18 protein-coding genes are annotated in these 16,563 nt (G+C 47.6%); 1 reads left to right on the top strand and 17 read right to left on the bottom strand.

From position 1 onward, the window contains the following. Nucleotides 1-82: 82 nt before the first annotated feature. From FQV30_RS07960 to FQV30_RS07935, 6 genes are all read right to left on the bottom strand, one after another. Complete coding sequence (locus FQV30_RS07960) at nt 83-280, bottom strand: DUF6501 family protein (protein ID WP_146499638.1); 198 nt, start codon at nt 278-280, stop codon at nt 83-85. A 67-nt stretch (nt 281-347) separates the two neighbouring features. Next, nucleotides 348-938, bottom strand: a complete 591-nt coding sequence (locus FQV30_RS07955) for a DedA family protein (RefSeq protein ID WP_146499637.1) — start codon at nt 936-938, stop codon at nt 348-350. A 93-nt stretch (nt 939-1,031) separates the two neighbouring features. Next, nucleotides 1,032-2,303, bottom strand: a complete 1,272-nt coding sequence (gene odhB, locus FQV30_RS07950; RefSeq protein WP_146499636.1) for a 2-oxoglutarate dehydrogenase complex dihydrolipoyllysine-residue succinyltransferase — start codon at nt 2,301-2,303, stop codon at nt 1,032-1,034. 157 nt (nt 2,304-2,460) lie between these two features. Continuing rightward, nucleotides 2,461-5,271: a 2-oxoglutarate dehydrogenase E1 component gene (locus FQV30_RS07945; RefSeq protein WP_146499635.1), complete on the bottom strand. Its 2,811-nt coding sequence runs from the start codon at nt 5,269-5,271 to the stop codon at nt 2,461-2,463. A 386-nt stretch (nt 5,272-5,657) separates the two neighbouring features. Beyond that, on the bottom strand, nt 5,658-6,614 hold the full coding sequence (dapF, locus tag FQV30_RS07940; RefSeq protein WP_146499634.1) for a diaminopimelate epimerase: 957 nt from the start codon (nt 6,612-6,614) through the stop codon (nt 5,658-5,660). A gap of 23 nt (nt 6,615-6,637) precedes the next feature. Next, the gene (locus FQV30_RS07935) at nt 6,638-7,720 is read right to left on the bottom strand and encodes an undecaprenyldiphospho-muramoylpentapeptide beta-N-acetylglucosaminyltransferase (protein WP_146499633.1); all 1,083 of its coding nucleotides are present in this window, start codon (nt 7,718-7,720) and stop codon (nt 6,638-6,640) included. A 110-nt stretch (nt 7,721-7,830) separates the two neighbouring features. Between FQV30_RS07935 and FQV30_RS07930 the strand changes: the two genes are divergently transcribed. Then, the gene (locus FQV30_RS07930; RefSeq protein ID WP_146499632.1) at nt 7,831-9,180 is read left to right on the top strand and encodes an MATE family efflux transporter; all 1,350 of its coding nucleotides are present in this window, start codon (nt 7,831-7,833) and stop codon (nt 9,178-9,180) included. Here FQV30_RS07930 and FQV30_RS07925 read toward each other — a convergent pair. The 11 genes from FQV30_RS07925 to FQV30_RS07875 form a co-directional block, all read right to left on the bottom strand. Beyond that, on the bottom strand, nt 9,174-9,413 hold the full coding sequence (locus FQV30_RS07925; protein WP_146499631.1) for a hypothetical protein: 240 nt from the start codon (nt 9,411-9,413) through the stop codon (nt 9,174-9,176). The genes FQV30_RS07930 and FQV30_RS07925 overlap by 7 nt on opposite strands. Then, entirely contained in the window at nt 9,410-10,291 is an 882-nt protein-coding gene (locus tag FQV30_RS07920) for a CobW family GTP-binding protein (protein WP_146499630.1), read from the bottom strand. Before FQV30_RS07920 ends, FQV30_RS07925 begins: the two co-directional genes overlap by 4 nt. Before the next feature lie 87 nt (nt 10,292-10,378). Next, a complete protein-coding gene (locus FQV30_RS07915; protein ID WP_146499629.1) occupies nt 10,379-11,860 on the bottom strand; it encodes a lmo1851 family serine protease in 1,482 nt (493 codons plus the stop codon). 95 nt (nt 11,861-11,955) lie between these two features. Beyond that, a complete protein-coding gene (deoD, locus tag FQV30_RS07910) occupies nt 11,956-12,660 on the bottom strand; it encodes a purine-nucleoside phosphorylase (RefSeq protein WP_146499628.1) in 705 nt (234 codons plus the stop codon). 70 nt (nt 12,661-12,730) lie between these two features. Continuing rightward, a complete protein-coding gene (locus FQV30_RS07905) occupies nt 12,731-12,946 on the bottom strand; it encodes a YozE family protein (RefSeq protein WP_146499627.1) in 216 nt (71 codons plus the stop codon). Nucleotides 12,947-13,003: 57 nt separating this feature from the next. Next, entirely contained in the window at nt 13,004-13,429 is a 426-nt protein-coding gene (gene msrB, locus FQV30_RS07900; RefSeq protein WP_146499626.1) for a peptide-methionine (R)-S-oxide reductase MsrB, read from the bottom strand. After that, the gene (gene msrA / locus FQV30_RS07895) at nt 13,426-13,956 is read right to left on the bottom strand and encodes a peptide-methionine (S)-S-oxide reductase MsrA (RefSeq protein WP_146499625.1); all 531 of its coding nucleotides are present in this window, start codon (nt 13,954-13,956) and stop codon (nt 13,426-13,428) included. The genes msrB and msrA overlap by 4 nt, the downstream gene beginning before the upstream one ends. 16 nt (nt 13,957-13,972) lie before the next feature. After that, a complete protein-coding gene (locus tag FQV30_RS07890) occupies nt 13,973-14,548 on the bottom strand; it encodes a YpmS family protein (RefSeq protein ID WP_255473367.1) in 576 nt (191 codons plus the stop codon). Between the two features lie 17 nt (nt 14,549-14,565). Further along, complete coding sequence (locus FQV30_RS07885; RefSeq protein ID WP_146499623.1) at nt 14,566-15,363, bottom strand: GDSL-type esterase/lipase family protein; 798 nt, start codon at nt 15,361-15,363, stop codon at nt 14,566-14,568. Between the two features lie 21 nt (nt 15,364-15,384). Then, entirely contained in the window at nt 15,385-16,224 is an 840-nt protein-coding gene (locus FQV30_RS07880) for a DegV family protein (RefSeq protein ID WP_146499622.1), read from the bottom strand. 117 nt (nt 16,225-16,341) lie between these two features. Continuing rightward, a partial coding sequence (locus FQV30_RS07875) for a dihydrofolate reductase (RefSeq protein WP_146499621.1) occupies nt 16,342-16,563 on the bottom strand: 222 nt, incomplete at its 5' end.

Genomic DNA, 16,563 nt, shown 5'->3' with positions numbered 1-16,563 from the left:
CTGGCTGCTAATGGCTCAAAACCGCCATTATCTTCCAGTCCTCCAGCGCTTGTCGGAGCTTCCTCAAGTGCCTCCGCTTTTCTTATTCAAAATATGTTTTGTAGTAGCCGCCGACTTTTCCTGTGTTGTCTACAACAAAGATGAATTCTTCGGTTTCGTTTTTCACTTCGTAGGTGTTTCCTTCAGTCAATACATTAGAGACCAGAAATTTTGAAGCGTTTGTATGTTTGCAGGTTACCATTTTGATGGTTTCTCTTTCTTGCCATTCGTTGTGAATCACAGTCCTCATCCTTTGCTATCTGTTTATCCTTCTAGTATAAGGAAAAAAGCGGTGAATATCAAACAAGCTATTTGCGGGCAATTTTGGATTGGTATAAATAGCGGACCAGAAAAAACAAAATAATCAAGCCCGATAATGAGACAAGAACCGCTTGCAAATTTCCTAGGATTTTTTCATATGCAAAAGGAAAGGCCCTCCCTATATTAAAATATATAAGCAGCCAGAGGCTTCCTGCTGGATAGGCATATAGAACATAACGGAAAAAAGGGAACCGATTGGCACCTACAACATAGGGCATCGCCCAGCGGATGCCCGGCAGGAAAAAACTGAATGAAATCGCCCAACGCCCGTGCTTTTCCAAAAAAGCGCTAAAACGTTCAACCGATTTTTTCAACAATGTTTGATCCAGGCGGACGAGCAATCGATGCCCGAACACTTGACCGATAAAGAACGCAAATGTATTGCTTGATATCAACCCGAGGTAAGCTGCAATATAGGCATAAACTGGATTGAAAGATCTGATCTCCGTCAGAACACCGGAAAAAGCAGCAGCCAATTCGTTTGGAAGCGGTACTCCCAAAACGAGGATCCAATTGAACAGGAACATGGCAAAATAGCCGAATTTGTCTGCCAGTTTCACCAATATGTCTATATCCATCGCTCCACCCGCCTTTCGCCGATACCCATACTTATATCTATAATGGCAAAAAAAAGAAAGCCCTGCAACACAGGGCTTTCTTCAGTCGATATTTTAAGACTCAAGCAGCAAGTCTTCCGGGTTTTCAATCAAATCTTTAACCATTTTCAAGAAACCGACAGAATCGCTTCCGTCAATTACGCGGTGGTCGTAGGAAAGCGCCACATACATCATTGGACGGATTTCGATCGAATCCCCAACTGCTACCGGACGTTTTTGAATGGTATGCATGCCAAGGATTCCGACTTGTGTACCATTCAAGATTGGAGTGGACATCAATGAACCGAAAACTCCACCGTTTGTGATTGTGAAAGAACCGCCTGTCATATCAGCGATCGACAATTTTTTGTCGCGTGCTTTTTTAGCAAGATCCGCGATGCTTGCTTCAATTTCAGCGAAGTTTTTCTTGTCGGTATCGCGGACGATCGGAACAACAAGTCCTTCTTCAGTTGATACCGCAACGCCAACATCGTAGAATTGCTTCAGCAATACATCATTGCCGTCAAGCTCAGCATTGACGTATGGATATTTTTTAAGTGCAGCAGTTACTGCTTTCGTAAAGAATGACATAAAGCCTAAACGTGTGCCATTGTGATCTTGTTGGAACTTGTCTTTTTTGCGGCTGCGAAGCGCCATCACGTTCGTCATATCGATTTCGTTGAACGTAGTCAACATTGCTGTCGATTGTTTCACTTCAAGCAATCGTTTGGCAATTGTTTGGCGGCGTCTTGACATTTTCTCGCGTACGATGCGGCCGTTTTCTTCATCAGAAGATGGAGCGGCAGCGGCTTTTGGAGCTTCAGCTTTAGCTGCAGGTGCGCTTGCTGCTGCAGGCTGTGCACTGTGAGCTTCCACGTCTTGAACACGTACTCGGCCCATCGGGTCTACAGGTGAAATCGCCGCAAGGTCGATGCCTTTTTCGCGCGCCAATTTACGGGCTGCCGGGCTGGCGATTGTGCGGTCAGCAGAAGTCTGTTCTTCTGCAGCCACATCTTTTGCGACCGGCTCCATTGTAGCTGGAGCTTCCGCTTTAGCTGTTGGTTCTGCAGGCGCCTCTTCAGCTTTTGAAGCTGGAGCAGAGCTTGCGCCAGAAGCAGCACCGACAATTGCAATCACTTGTCCGACTTCAACTGTGTCGCCTTCTTTAGCCAGGTGTTCTTGAACAACTCCCGCTTCTTCCGAGATGACTTCAACGTTCACTTTGTCTGTTTCCAGTTCAACGATGAATTCACCTTTCTCCACTGTTTCACCCGGCTGTTTAAGCCACTGGGCGATTGTTCCTTCAGTAATCGATTCCGCTAATTCAGGTACTTTGATTTCTGCCACAAAAAATTCCTCCTTAGATTATCCCGCTTCAAGCAGCAACCGCTTCCCGCATTTCGAGGAGGAAACCGGTTGTCCTTTAAAGCCCGATTGCTTCAATTAACAAATGCTTTTTATCCATCCGGGAGCCTTCCCGGCGAATGATGATGTTTTTAAATGATCAAGATTGCGCCAAAGCCCCATCAAGGATTCTTGCCTGTTCAGCTTTGTGCGCTTCTCCGTCGCCTTCCGCAGGGCTTGAGCGTTTGATGCGTCCATGGTAATTCACCGGCTTGCCGTTTGCGATTTCACGCAGATACGGTTCAGCGAATGACCATGATCCCATGTTTTGCGGCTCTTCTTGAACCCATGCAAGTTCTTTGGCGTTAGGATAACGATCCACGATCGCCTGGATTTTTTCAGCCGGGAAAGGATACAGCTGCTCGACGCGGACGATATGCGCCCACTCAAAACCAGCTCCATCTTTTACGCGCTCAGCCAAATCGATCGCCATTTTCCCGCTTGCGAAAAGGATGCGCTCCACTTTCTCCGCTTCTTGGCCCATTCCCGGCTGTTCGATAACAGTCTGGAAATGTCCTTGGGCCAAATCGTCAACTTCCGCCCCCACTAGAGGATGGCGAAGCAAGGATTTCGGCGTCACGATAATCAGCGGGCGGATTGAATCTTCCCCAAGCATCTTCGCTTGTCTGCGCATGATGTGGAAATAGTTTGCCGCGCTGGAAAGGTTGGCCACAGTCCAGTTGTTTTCGCCGCCCATTTGCAGGAATCTTTCCAACCGGGCGCTCGAGTGCTCTGGCCCTTGCCCTTCGTATGCATGCGGCAGGAGCATAACCAAACCGGATTTCTGGCCCCATTTTGCATGGCTTGCAGAAATAAACTGGTCAAACATCATTTGCGCCATGTTCGCGAAGTCGCCATATTGCGCTTCCCAAACAACGAGCGCTTTTTCGTTTTCCACATTATAGCCGTACTCATAACCAAGAATTGCGGCTTCGCTAAGCGGGCTGTTGTAGACGACGAATGAGGCTTTTGCGTCTGAGATATGGTGAAGCGGAACAAGTTCAGCCCCTGTTTTGTCATCATGCAGCACAAGATGGCGATGAGCGAAAGTACCGCGCTGTGCATCTTGTCCGGTAAGGCGGATCGGATTTCCTTCTTGGAGGATCGAGCCGAACGCTAATACTTCAGCATGCGCCCAGTCAATTTTCCCTTTGCCGGTAAACGGTTCTTCCCGGCGTTTCAAAATACGCGCCAATTTCGAGAACACGCTGAAATCGGCCGGCCATGAAAGCAACTCTTCGTTCAGTTTTGTTAAAACGGCTTTGTCTATGCCTGTTGGAACTTCAGGGAAGCCGTTCAATACTGCTTCTGGAATTTGGTTGTTGGCGTCATGCGAGCTATTTTCCTTCACTCGGTCATACGCTTCCTGCATTTCTTTTTGCGTATCCGCATCAAGTTTTTTAACATCATCTTCAGCTAAGATGTTCTCGCCTGTCAATTGGCGGCCATACAATTCGCGCACGGTCGGGTGCTTATGGATGCCGTGGTACATCAACGGGTTCGTGACCAAAGGCTCGTCCATTTCATTATGGCCGTAGCGGCGGTAGCCGATCAAGTCGATCAAAATGTCCTTGCCGAATTTTTCACGGTATTCAAATGCCAGACGCGCAACTGCTACTACCGCTTCCGGATCGTCCGCGTTCACATGGATAACCGGAATTTCATAGCCTTTCGCTGGATCTGAAGAATAGTGGGTGGATCTCGAGTCGTATTGCTCAGTCGTAAATCCGATCAGGTTGTTGGCGATCACGTGGATGGATCCGCCGGTCTGATATCCCGGAATGCGGCTGAAGTTCAAGGTTTCCGTTACAACGCCCTGTCCCGGGAATGCAGCATCACCATGCACAAGAATCGCATATGCTTTTTTCGAATCGATGGCAGGCTTGCCTTTTTGGTTTGTCAGCTCTTGTGCCGCACGCGTTTGCCCCGCGACAACCGGGCTGACAACTTCCAGGTGGGAAGGGTTGTATGCAAGTTTAATGGTAGGGCCGGCAGGCGAAGTGTACGCTGCACCCATATGGTACTTCACATCGCCAAACCAGCCTTTTGTGATTTTCAGCGAGCCGTCTTCCGGCAGAAATGCTTCGTCGCCTACATGGGCGAATCCGGCGAACATCATCTCATACGGTTTGTTCAATACATGTGTAAGCACATTTAAACGACCGCGATGCGCCATCCCGATCATGATGTTTTCTTTTGATTCGGACAAACGGACAAGTTCATCCATCAATACCACCAAAGTATCGAGCCCTTCGATAGAAAAGCGTTTTTGGCCGACGAATGTGCGGTGGATGAATTTCTCAAAGCCTTCGACATGCGTCAGCAGGTTTAAGAGTTCTTTCTTCTTTTCCGCTGAAAGCGGCAGCTTGACTTGGCCTGATTCGATTTTCGATTGGATCCAGCTGCGTTCCTGCGGCTGTACGATATGTGAAAATTCATATGCAACTTTATCGGTATAAAGAGAACGCAAATACGTGATAGCTTCTAAACCGTCTTTGACCGAGCTTGGTGCATCAGGCAACAAAAGTGAAACAGGCACTTCTTTCAAGTCCTGTTCTGTCAATCCATATGCAGATGGCTCTAAACGTGAAGCGTCTTTCGGCCGGTCGTTCAATGGATAGATATTCGAAGCAAGATGGCCGTGCGCGCGGATGGCATCTGCCAATTGAACCGCTGCCAGCACTTTTCCGAATTTGTCTGCAGACACATCAGCAGTCGCTGAAGGCGCTGCAGCTGCCGGTTGTTCAACTATTTCAAGGGGTGATCCATACTGTCTGAAAAGCTCAGCAAATTCCGGGTCGATTGCTTCCGGAGATTCCTGAAAAATGTCATACATTTCCATTACATATCCAAGGTTGGGGCCAGTAATGGAACTCCATGGGGAGTTTGCATCTGTAAACTTGCTAGACATAAAAAAACCTCCAACTATTTGCCTACTGGCATTTACTTGTACTATACTGAGTCCTCTATATTTTATCACGCATTCCGCTAGACATAAAGCAGAAGGCGCTTCTACAATGAAGAACGAATTTCCCTATCAATCTTACTACTTCCCTGAAAAAAAACAAACCTTTTTCGTGAAAATATTCACACACATCGCTTTTGACGCTTTTTGCCCGTTCCATTTCCGGAAACACTGCTCCATTTACACTCTTCAACGCAATATCCGCTGAATTTCATGCAATCTCTTCTGCCCAAGCTTGGAAGTGGCGCCCATCCAAAATTTGCAGCGGCCTGCTTGATAAGAACCCGCATTACTGGGGTTCCAATACGGCAAAGCCGCCTGCTGCCCCTTTGCTACTGCACAAATTGGCCGGACACAGAAGAAGTCTGTTCGATAAACTTCTCGTACAGCGCCTGTTCATCAAGTTCTTCCACTGACTTGAAGGTGCTGTCGTCCACTTTTTCTTCCCAAAGGAATTGATGGACGGATAAAACGGTCGCATTGCCAGTCAGCAGAAGTTTGATCTCTTCTTCATTTTTCTCAACTTGGCACTGGACCATGCCGCCTGGATTATAAACGTAGACATTGCCATATGGCACAAGCCCCGCCATGCAGCTGATCAAAGCGGAAGCCGTCATTGCAGTCCCGCAGGCGTTGGTGAAACCGACACCGCGCTCGAAAGTCCGCACAAAAATTCCTTCTTTGACTTTGGTGACGTAGCTGACATTGACGCCATCCGAAAAATGTTCATTGGGGCCGTTAAACCGTTCAGCCCATTTCTGCTGGTGGCTTTGGTCGGCTTGGTATGCTGCCGGCACAATGCCGATCAGATGCGGATTCGGTACAGCTACTGCCGAATAGACGATGTCCTCAGAAATGAACGGCAATGGCTTGAGGAGCCACTCCTCGTTGCCTTCATATTCCATCGGCAAATCTGCCAGTTTGAACGAAACCGGCGAAATTTCAACTGAATATCTCGCAATGCCGTCCATCAAAGTTTTTTCCTTTTTCACTTGAAGCGGAGCTTTCATCGTCTCGATGACTCCTTCTTCAATTCCGTCCCGCTCACAAACATACCTTGCCACACAGCGAAGCCCGTTGCCGCACATGGACGCTTCGGAACCGTCCCGGTTGAAGACGCGCATCTTGGCATCCGCATCAGCTGCGGGCAAAACGACAAGCAATCCATCAATATCCGGATCAATTGCTGCCAACTGCAGTGCCAGCTGGTCATAATCATCGCGTTCTGGCCCGTCGACCATATAAAATGTGTTCATCGAACCATGAACTTTCTGTAAAGTTATTTCCATCATTGTCACCTCTTATATCGGATTTACCGTTTTTTTGTATGGGCCGCCACCAATTTGGCCATTTCATATGCCGTTTTCGGCGGTTCCGCGCCGATCATATTCTCTACCAGAAGTTCTTCATCAGCACGCAGCTGATCCATAGCCTTCATAAAACTTTCCGGTGTTAAATCCTCTTCTTCAATCACATGGGCAAAGCCCTGCCGGCGGAACAATTCCGCATTCAACAGCTGATCCCCCCGGCTTTTGAGTTTCGAAAGCGGAATCAGCAGCATCGGTTTTTTTAATGCAAGAAACTCGAAAATCGAGTTTGAACCCGCCCGGGAAACCACAAAATCTGTCATGTGAAGCAAATGGGAAAGTTCATCAGTAACATACTCGAACTGGCAATAATTCTCTTTGCTGCGCAGTGCTTCATCAAAATTGCCTTTGCCGCATAAATGGATAATGTTGAATTGCCCGCTCAATTCGGGAAGGTTTGCCCGGATTGCATCGTTGATGACAGCAGAACCTTGGCTGCCGCCCATAACCATTAATACAGGCATGTCGTTTTCAAAGCTGCAAATCTCTTTGCCTTTGGCAGCAGATCCGTCCATAAGCTCGCTTCGGATGACTGATCCTGTGCACGTGGATTTTTCAGCCGGAACATATTTCATCGTTTCTTTGAAAACCGTGAAGATATGGTCAGCAAACGGCATTGCGATTTTATTGGCCAGCCCCGGCGTCACATCCGATTCATGGATGATGACCGGAACCGACATCAGTTTGCCTGCCATCGCAACTGGAACCGATACAAAACCGCCTTTTGAAAAAATGGCGGCAGGTTTTGTTTTGCGGATGATGTTCAGCGCCTGCATCAACCCTGCCCCTACACGGAAAGGATCCGTGAAGTTTTTCATCGAGAAGTAGCGGCGCAGCTTGCCGCTCGGGATGGCATGGTATTTCACATCAGGAAACGCCTCTGAAATGATCTCGTATTCTATGCCGCCTTTCGAGCCGATATATTCGACATTGTAATTCATGTTCTTCAATTCCGGAATCAGCGCCTGGTTCAACGATACGTGCCCAGCGGTACCGCCTCCGGTCAACAGAATGGTTCTTTTATTCATGTACTGTCCTACTCTCTCATGTATATATTCACTTTTACCAGCCGCTTTAAAGCGATATTTTCTATGCTATACTTGTTTTTGTTGTTTAAAGGGATATTGGAGGATGAAACATGTACGAAACCGAAACAAAAAAAAAGAAAATGAAATTATTATTGAAAATCGTTTTCCCTATTTTAGTTACCCAAGTGGCAATGTATTTGGTGACCTTTTTTGACATTTACATGACCGCACGCTACGGAACCGACGATCTCGCCGGAGTTTCCATCGGTTCGTCTTTTTGGGTTCCCGTCTACATCGGCCTTGCCGGCATTTTGATGTCCATCACTCCAATTGTAGCACAATTGATGGGCGCTAAGAAAAAAGATCGAGTAAAAGATACAGTCCAGCAAGGGATTTATCTGGCGCTCCTGCTCGCCATCGCCGTATTTTTCTTTTTCGTATTCGGCATTGGTTTTCTGCTTGGATTTATGGAGCTGGAGCCTGCAGTCGCTGATGTGGCGACCGAGTATATTTTAGCGATGAGCCTCGGCCTGATTCCGTTGTTTGCATACAACGCTTTGCGTTCTTATATGGACGCTCTTGGTTCAACCCGCATCACAATGTTCATATCGCTCATTTCCGCTCCGATCAACGTCTTCTTCAACTACTTGCTGATCTTCGGGAATTTCGGCTTCCCTGAACTCGGCGGCGCGGGTGCCGGTTACGCTTCAGCCATCACTTATTGGCTGGTTTTGTTTATAACGGTATGGATCATCCGCACGAAAAAACCGTTTGCGTCTTTTGCTATCTTCAAAGGCTGGCCAAAACCTTCCTTATCAAAAATCGGCGAAATCAGCCGTATTGGCGTCCCGATCGGCATTTCGATATTTGCCGAGACCAGCATCTTTTCTGCCGTCACGCTGATGATGAGCACATACGGGACTATCACCATCGCCGCCCACCAGATTGCCATCAACTTCACGTCGCTCTTATACATGCTGCCGCTCAGCATTTCGATGGGCGCAACCATTCTAGTAGGATTTGAAGTCGGCGCCAGACGCTACCGCGACGCAAAACAGTACAGTTGGCTGGGTGTCGGTGCAGCGGTCGCATTCAGTTTCATCTCTGCCTGCATCCTGTTTTTCATGCGCGAACATATTGCCGGCCTGTATTCGAATGATCCTGCTGTCATTGAACTTGCCGTGCAATTCTTGGTCTTCGCGGCGCTTTTCCAGCTGTCGGACGCCATCCAAGCTCCGGTCCAAGGGGCTCTGCGCGGCTACAAAGATGTGAACATCACTTTCATAATGGCCTTGATCTCTTATTGGGTCATCGGATTGCCTGTAGGCTACCTGCTTGCCGGATTCACCGGCTTCGGAGCGTTCGGCTTCTGGATCGGGCTCATCGCTGGCCTTACAGCCGGCGCGGTCACTTTATCCATCCGCCTCATCACTATACAAAAAAAGATTGCGGCTCAATGAGCCGCAATCTTTTTATATAGTTCAGCCAATTCTTTTTTCTCGTCATCGGCCAAGTCCGATTGCCTGATCCGCTCCAGCGCCAGCCCGAGTTTTTCTTCCTTGGTTTTCCTTACCCGCGGGTGCGTCAATTCGTCGTTCAATTCAACTCTCACATACCTTTCGAGTTCTTCCATGCTGCGGATCCCATCCACAGCCGCTCGCTGCGGCCACAGCTTTTTGAACGCTTCGATCATGGCAGCTCCACCCCTTCCAGCCCTTCCCCGATGACGACAATTTGCGGCTGCATCTTCATATATTCAGGCAGCCACTGGGCCATGCCGTATGCATATTGGAAAGCGTGGGGGTATTTGTCCCCGTCCAATGGCACATATCCCTTGATGCGGTAGACGGTTTCCGGAAGCGCACGCAGCCATTCTTCAAAACGCTCCCTTTTAACGCCTGACTGGAAACGCAATACTTTGGTATCCAGGTTCAATTTCGCCACCGGCGCTTTTACGGCCTCACCGGATTTTTTCGCCGCAGTCTTTTCCAATTGTTTGAAAGGCACTTTCGAGTGGACCGTCTGGATGATTTGGGCAGTGGGGTTCAGCGATTGAAGCTCAAACACCGTTTTCGCTTGTTCACCTTCCGTCAGCAAATCCGATTTGTTTGCCAGAATCAGATCGGCATGGCGGATTTGCTCCAGAAACAGGGAACGGATTTGCGGGGACAATTCATCCCGGCTCATCCAGCGTTTGCTGTCGGCGACGGTGACAATGCCTTTGAAATTCAATCGGTCCGCAAAAAGCGGAGAAAAAACAGCATCCAGGGCTTCAACAGGGTGAGCGGCCCCCGTCGTCTCGATCAGTAAGACATCGAATGTCTCCTCGGCAAGCAATGTCTGGATCTGGGCTTCCGACTTTTCCGACCCCGAGCAGCATATACAGCCGTCAAGAAGCTCTTTTAGCGGCACCCCGTCCTCCACTGCATCCGAATCGAAATTCATTTGCCCCAGCTCATTCATAAAAACAGCCGGTTTTAATCCTTGGTCCTTCACTTGTTGAATCATATGTTTCAATAAGGTCGTTTTGCCGCTTCCTAAAAAGCCGCTGAACAAGTAAACGTCAATCATCCAATCATCCTTTGCTGTTCAGGCTAAGAAAAGGCCCGCAAATGCGGGCCTTTTCGCTTTCTTCACTATTGCTGATTGAAGCTTGTGTTATTCCGCTTCTTTCAAGATGATCTCTTGCGCTTCCTGCAGCATCGGATCATCTTTTTCAATTTTTTCGCGGAGGGCTGTCATAACCGCATACGTGCTGTCGCCTGTTAAAACGCCATCCGCTTCTAATTCTTTGTCTTCTTGGAAAGCCTTGACGGCCGTTTCCATTTCCTCTTCAAAGACCCCATCAACTTCTCCAACTTCATAGCCCAGCGCTTCCAGCATTTTTTCTGCTGTGCGCACTTGTTCCGATATTGTGCCATCTTTCAATTCGACACTCGGATCCAGCACAGGCAATGATGCATATTCAGGATATTCCACTTTCACATCAGGTTCGATGCCTTTTTCATGGATCCAGTTTCCATCAGGAGTCAGCCATTTGGCAGTCGTGAATTTCAGATTGGATCCATCCGACATATTGTTCGCTGTTTGCACAGTCCCTTTGCCGAAAGTTTTTTCTCCGATCAGTTGGACATCTCCTGATTCGCTGACTGCACCTGCCAAAATTTCCGCCGCAGAGGCGCTTCCGCCGTCGATCAGCAGCGTCACCGGAACTTCCACTTTTGTATCAGAAGTAGCTGTATAAATTTCCGGTTCCTGGCCTTTTGCCTGCACTTCGAACAAGGTCTTCCCTTCTTCCACAAACAGATTGGAAATGTCCAGTGCAGAAGTCAGCAAGCCTCCCGGGTTTTGGCGGACGTCCAGGACCATCGCTTTCATGCCCTGTTTTTCCAAATCCTCGATTGCCGCAAGCAGCTCATCGTATGTCTTTTCCGCAAAGCTGGTGATTTGAATATGCGCGACCTTGTCATCGCCCATTTCGGAATAAACCGTTTCTATCGGAATTTCGTCACGGACAATTTCAATTTCGATCGGTTCTGAGTTTTCTCCGCGCCGGATGGTCAAAGTGACCTTCGTGCCTTTTTCCCCCCGGATTAGCATAACCGCTTCGGAAGAACTGAAGCCTTGAATGCTCTTTCCATCCACTTCAAGAATCAAGTCATTCGGCAAGATCCCCGCTTTTTCAGCAGGTGAGTTTTTGATTGGAGACACGACAGCCACATAGCCGCTGCGCTCTTGCACTTCCGCTCCGATTCCTTCAAAGCTGGAAGAAATGCCTTCTGTAAACTGGGCCGCTTCCTCTTCGTTCATGTAATCGGAATAAGGATCTCCGAGGGCCTCGATCATGCCGTTGATTGCGCCATTGACCAATGTATCGCTTTCAACTTCTTCGTAATATTCGCTTTCAATCTGGTCATATGCCGCATATAGCTTTTGAAACTCTTGCCGTTCAGGCGAATTCACCTGGACCGCTTTATCATCGCCGAAAGTCAACGCAAAAATCGTTACCCCGGCCGTCAGCAATATCACTGTAAAGACGAGCATGATAAATGAGAAAGTCTTCATCCGGATAAAATGAGACGGAGTTTCTTCAACAGGAGGGATTTGTTCCTGATTTTCATCAGGACGCTTTTCGTCCATTTTCTTCACCACTTTCATTATTGCCTTGCTTGTTCTTGCTAAAATCCCATTTCCAAAGCCTTAAAAGAAAAAGACTGGCTAAGCAGTCTTTTCCCTTATTCTTGAATTGCAGCGTCCAAAGCAACTACGATCATGTCGTTGAACGTCGTCTGGCGTTCTTCGGCAGTCGTTACTTCACCAGTCAACAGATGGTCGCTGACTGTCAAAATGGCCAATGCTTGGCGTCCGAATTTCGCAGCCAGCGTATAAAGGGCTGCTGATTCCATTTCCAAGCCAAGAACACCATATTGTGCCCATTTTTCATGTTCTGCAAATTCGTTATAGAATACATCTTCAGTGAAAACATTTCCGACACGCAAGTTCAATCCTTTTTCAACCCCTGCATTGTAGGCTTTCAGAAGCAAATCGAAATTCGCTGTCGGTGCGTAAGAAATGCCATTGAAAATAAGTTCGTTCATTTTTGAGTTTGTAGAGGCGCTTTGAGCGATAATGACATCACGCAATTTCACATCTTTGTGGATAGAGCCGCATGTGCCGACACGGATCAATTTTTGGACACCGTATTCCTGCATCAATTCTGTTACATAAATAGAAATGGATGGTACGCCCATGCCGGTTCCTTGAACAGAAATGCGTTTTCCTTTATATGTACCCGTATAGCCGAACATATTGCGCACTTCGTTATAGCACGTCACATCTTCCAAAAATGTTTCCGCGATGTATTTTGCGCGAAGCGGATCTCCTGGCAATAAGATTGTATCTGCAATATCGCCTTGTTTTGCATTGATATGAACACTCATTTAAAAAACCTCACTTTAATATAGTCGGTATAATCATACTGGTTTTTCAACCGGAGTGCAATGACTAGCCCTATTGGCCAGAATAGTCTTCCCATATTTGGTCGAACGTCGAAGCCCTCATGACCGGATGGGCTTTTTCTTCAATGTACCGCGACAGTTTTTCAAAATCCTGTGATGCTTTCGGGAAACTTGGGTCCATAAACATTGCATCCGCAAAACGCGAAAAATCATCGGGATTGATCTTGCCGCGATAATTCAAAGCGAAATGGTAAAATGAACGGTCCATAGCAATCTCCTTTCTTAATCGGCGAACAAAAAACCCGGACTCTGGTCCGGGTTTCCATCACTCAAACAATTGTTTGTATTCGGACAAACCTTCTGCATCCAATTGGTCTTTCGGCACGAAACGGAGCGCTGCAGAATTGATGCAATAGCGGAGTCCGCCAAGTGATGACGGGCCGTCCGGGAACAAATGCCCCAAATGGGAATCAGCGGTTGCCGACCGGACCTCTGTGCGCCTCATGCCATGGCTTGTATCAAAGTTTTCTTTGATTTCTTCACTTTCCAGCGGCTTTGCAAAACTCGGCCAGCCGCAATGCGAGTCGAATTTGTCTTTAGAGCTGAAAAGCGGCTTTCCGGATACGATATCCACGTAGATGCCTTCTTCAAAATGCTGGTCATACTCGTTGCGGAATGGAGGTTCTGTACCATTCTCCTGTGTAACGTGATACTGCATCGGCGTCAATTTTGCTTTCAATTCGTCTTTCATTGTCCCACGCCCCAATTCTTTTCGATAAATCCGGCTCGACCGGAACCGACAGAATAACGGTTATAATGAGCCGGGTTTTTCTTATAGTAATCCTGATGGTATTCCTCTGCCAAATAGAACGGCTTGGCTTCCAGAATCTGCGTAGCCACCGGCTTTGAAAACTTGCCGGAATTGTCCAATTCCTGCCTGGATTTTTCTGCCGCTATACGCTGTTCTTCAGTATGGTAGAAAATTGCCGTCTGATAAGAAGCTCCGCGGTCAAAAAACTGTCCGCCGGCATCCGTTGGATCGATTTGTGTCCAAAACACATCCAGCAGTTTCTCATAAGGAAAAACGTCAGGCTGGAACGTGATTTGGACAGCTTCTACGTGCCCTGTCGCGTTCGAACAGACTTGCTCATAGGTCGGGTTCTGCAAATCGCCTCCCGTATAGCCGCTTACCACTTCTTCAATTCCCGGAAGCGTATCGAAAGGTTTGACCATGCACCAAAAACATCCTCCGGCAAATGTAGCTTTTTCAGTCTTCATGCTCCCACTCCCATCTTTATGGCCGGACGGTCACTTCAAGGCGGATATCATCTTCTTCCAGATCAAAAGAAGAGGCTCTCACTGAAATGCCGTCTTCCAACGGTATTTCCGTCAATTTCAGCAATACTTGTTTTTCTCCTGGATTCACTTCCATAAAATCGGGAAGCTCAACTGAATCTCTTAACAACTTTAACGCAGATTCGGGTGGAATATCCAGCATTCCGATTTCCACTGATCGCTGCTCAAGCAACAAATTCCCATCTTCTTGCACATGGGGTTCGAATTTCATCAATATCGGCAAAGCTTGTGAAAACACCACCAACTCCGTGGAAAGGTTCACTTCGCCATTCAAAGTCAGCGTTAACGGCACTGGTGAATCTGCCATTTCTTTTCGGATATACGTATTGGCGATCCCTTCAAAATCCGCTTTTGTCGTGCGGACCATGAGAGAATTCCCTTCAATCTGGTCTCTCTTGACAGCCTCGAACGCACTGTAATCAGTGGCCGGAGTCGTTACGTACAGAAAGAACCCAACTATCGCTACTATGTTTATTGCAAGCAGTGCGAAAAAAGCGATTTGCCATTTTTTCACTCGCTTACACCCCCTCCCTACTCTTGGAAGCTGAATCCGCATTCTTCCATGCGTTCAAAAATGCGTTCTGCCATCAAATCATAACCTTTGCTGTTCGGATGAAAAAAATCAGTATGATAAACCAAATTATCGTTGCCCATAAACAAATCGTTGACGGGTACAAAACACGCTTGCGGATCGGTTTCGGCCACTTCTTGCATTGAACTGTTGTACTCTGCAATGATTTCCTCAAATTCCTTGACGTCCCGGGTAATCAAAGAAAATGGGTTGTAGATGCCTAATACGATAACCGGGACAGTGGGATTGATGGAGCGGATGGATGAGAAAATTGTTCGATACCGATTTTCGTATAGGATCAATTCGTCTTTGAAAGCTTCAACGGTCAACGAAAACAAATCGCGTTTCACAATCCGCATCACATCATTTCCGCCAATCGTCATCACCACGTAATCCGCTTGCGCTACCGGCCCCGTCAATTCCCCTTGCTGGAACATTGCGAGCAATTGGTCGCTGCGCCGGCCGCGCTTGGCCGTGTTTTCCACGACCGCTCCCTGTACGCCGGGCCATTCCCTCATTTCCTGGGTCAGCCTGCCGACATAGCCGCCGATGTTTTTTTCATCTCCGACTCCCTGTGACAACGAATCCCCGATAGCTGTCACAAGCAATGCCTGTGGCACAAAGTTGGGCGGAACTGTATAAGCCGAAAAAGCAGATGGAATTCTCGGTTCCGCTTCTTCATTTCCGAAAATGAAAGGTGAATTGCATCCCGCCAAGAAAACCATGACTGCTATTAAGATAAACAGGATGCGTTTCACATCATTCTCCCCTTTTGGACATCAATCCGTGTAATACATAAAACCGACAGCGCCAACCCCTGTATGAGTGGAGATGACCGGCGTCGTAAAATCATACTTTATGTTGGAGTATCCCGCTTCTAGGAGCTGCTGGCGAAGCGGCTCTGCCATTGCCTGTCCGCCGGCATGGGCAATGCCGATGCCTTTGACCGTTTTGCCTGCTGTTTTCTCCTTTATATCGTGCATCAAATACTGCACTGCCTGTTTATGGCTTCTCGCCTTAGCGACAGGCGTGTATTCCCCGTCGTCAAGCGAAGCAATCGGCTTGATCTTCAGGAAAGAACCAACCATGGCCCGGCCTTTCCCGATACGGCCGCCTTTCACAAGGTTGTCGAGCGTATCCACCACTACATACAGCTTTGTATGCTGCCGGATCTTTTCAATCCGGGCAGTGATTTCCTCCACCGATTTTCCCTCCATCGCCATTTCAGCAGCTTCTATCACTTGGAAACCTAGTGCATGGGTAATATAACGGGAATCGATTACAGTAACATCCGAATCCGACAGCTCCGCAGCGGTGCGTGCCGATTCGACAGTGCCGCTCATACCGCCAGTCATATGGATTGATATGATTTTATCTCCATTTCCGCCAAGCTTGTCATATAGGTTTTTGAATACGCCAGGTGCAGGCTGGGAACTTTTCGGCAACTCCGGAGACTTCTCCATCAATTGCAAAAAGGATTCCGGCTCCAAGTCCACACGGTCCAAATAAGTTTTCCCTTCTATTTGTATCGTCAGCGGAACAACATGCAAATTGTATTTGCTGATGATGTCATCTTTCAAATCTGCTGTAGAGTCTGTCACAATGTGAATCTTCGGCATTTCTTCACTTCCTTTTATCTTTAATCCTATTGTAAAAATTATTGATATATGCCGCAAACGATATGTGCTTTTCTGTAAATCCTATAAAAAACAGACCTTTTCAGATCTGTTTTTCGTCTAACGGCCATTTTCTTTATGGGACCGTTCATAGATCAAATACGAAAAAGGAATTCCATTTGAAACCAATTCTTCGGATTCCGACACCGCTTGCCATTCGGTTCCATACTCGGGGAAGAAAGTGTCCCCCTCGAACGGTTTTTTGATCATTGTGATATAAAGGCGGTCCGCACGCGGCAAAACCGACCGGAAAACTTCTTCTCCGCCAATGACCATAATTTC

Source organism: Planomicrobium sp. CPCC 101110 (assembly GCF_007859395.1).
Lineage (GTDB): Bacteria > Bacillota > Bacilli > Bacillales_A > Planococcaceae > Planococcus.
Note: the sequence above shows the minus strand (reverse complement) of the source record. Positions and strands in the feature narration are given on the sequence as shown.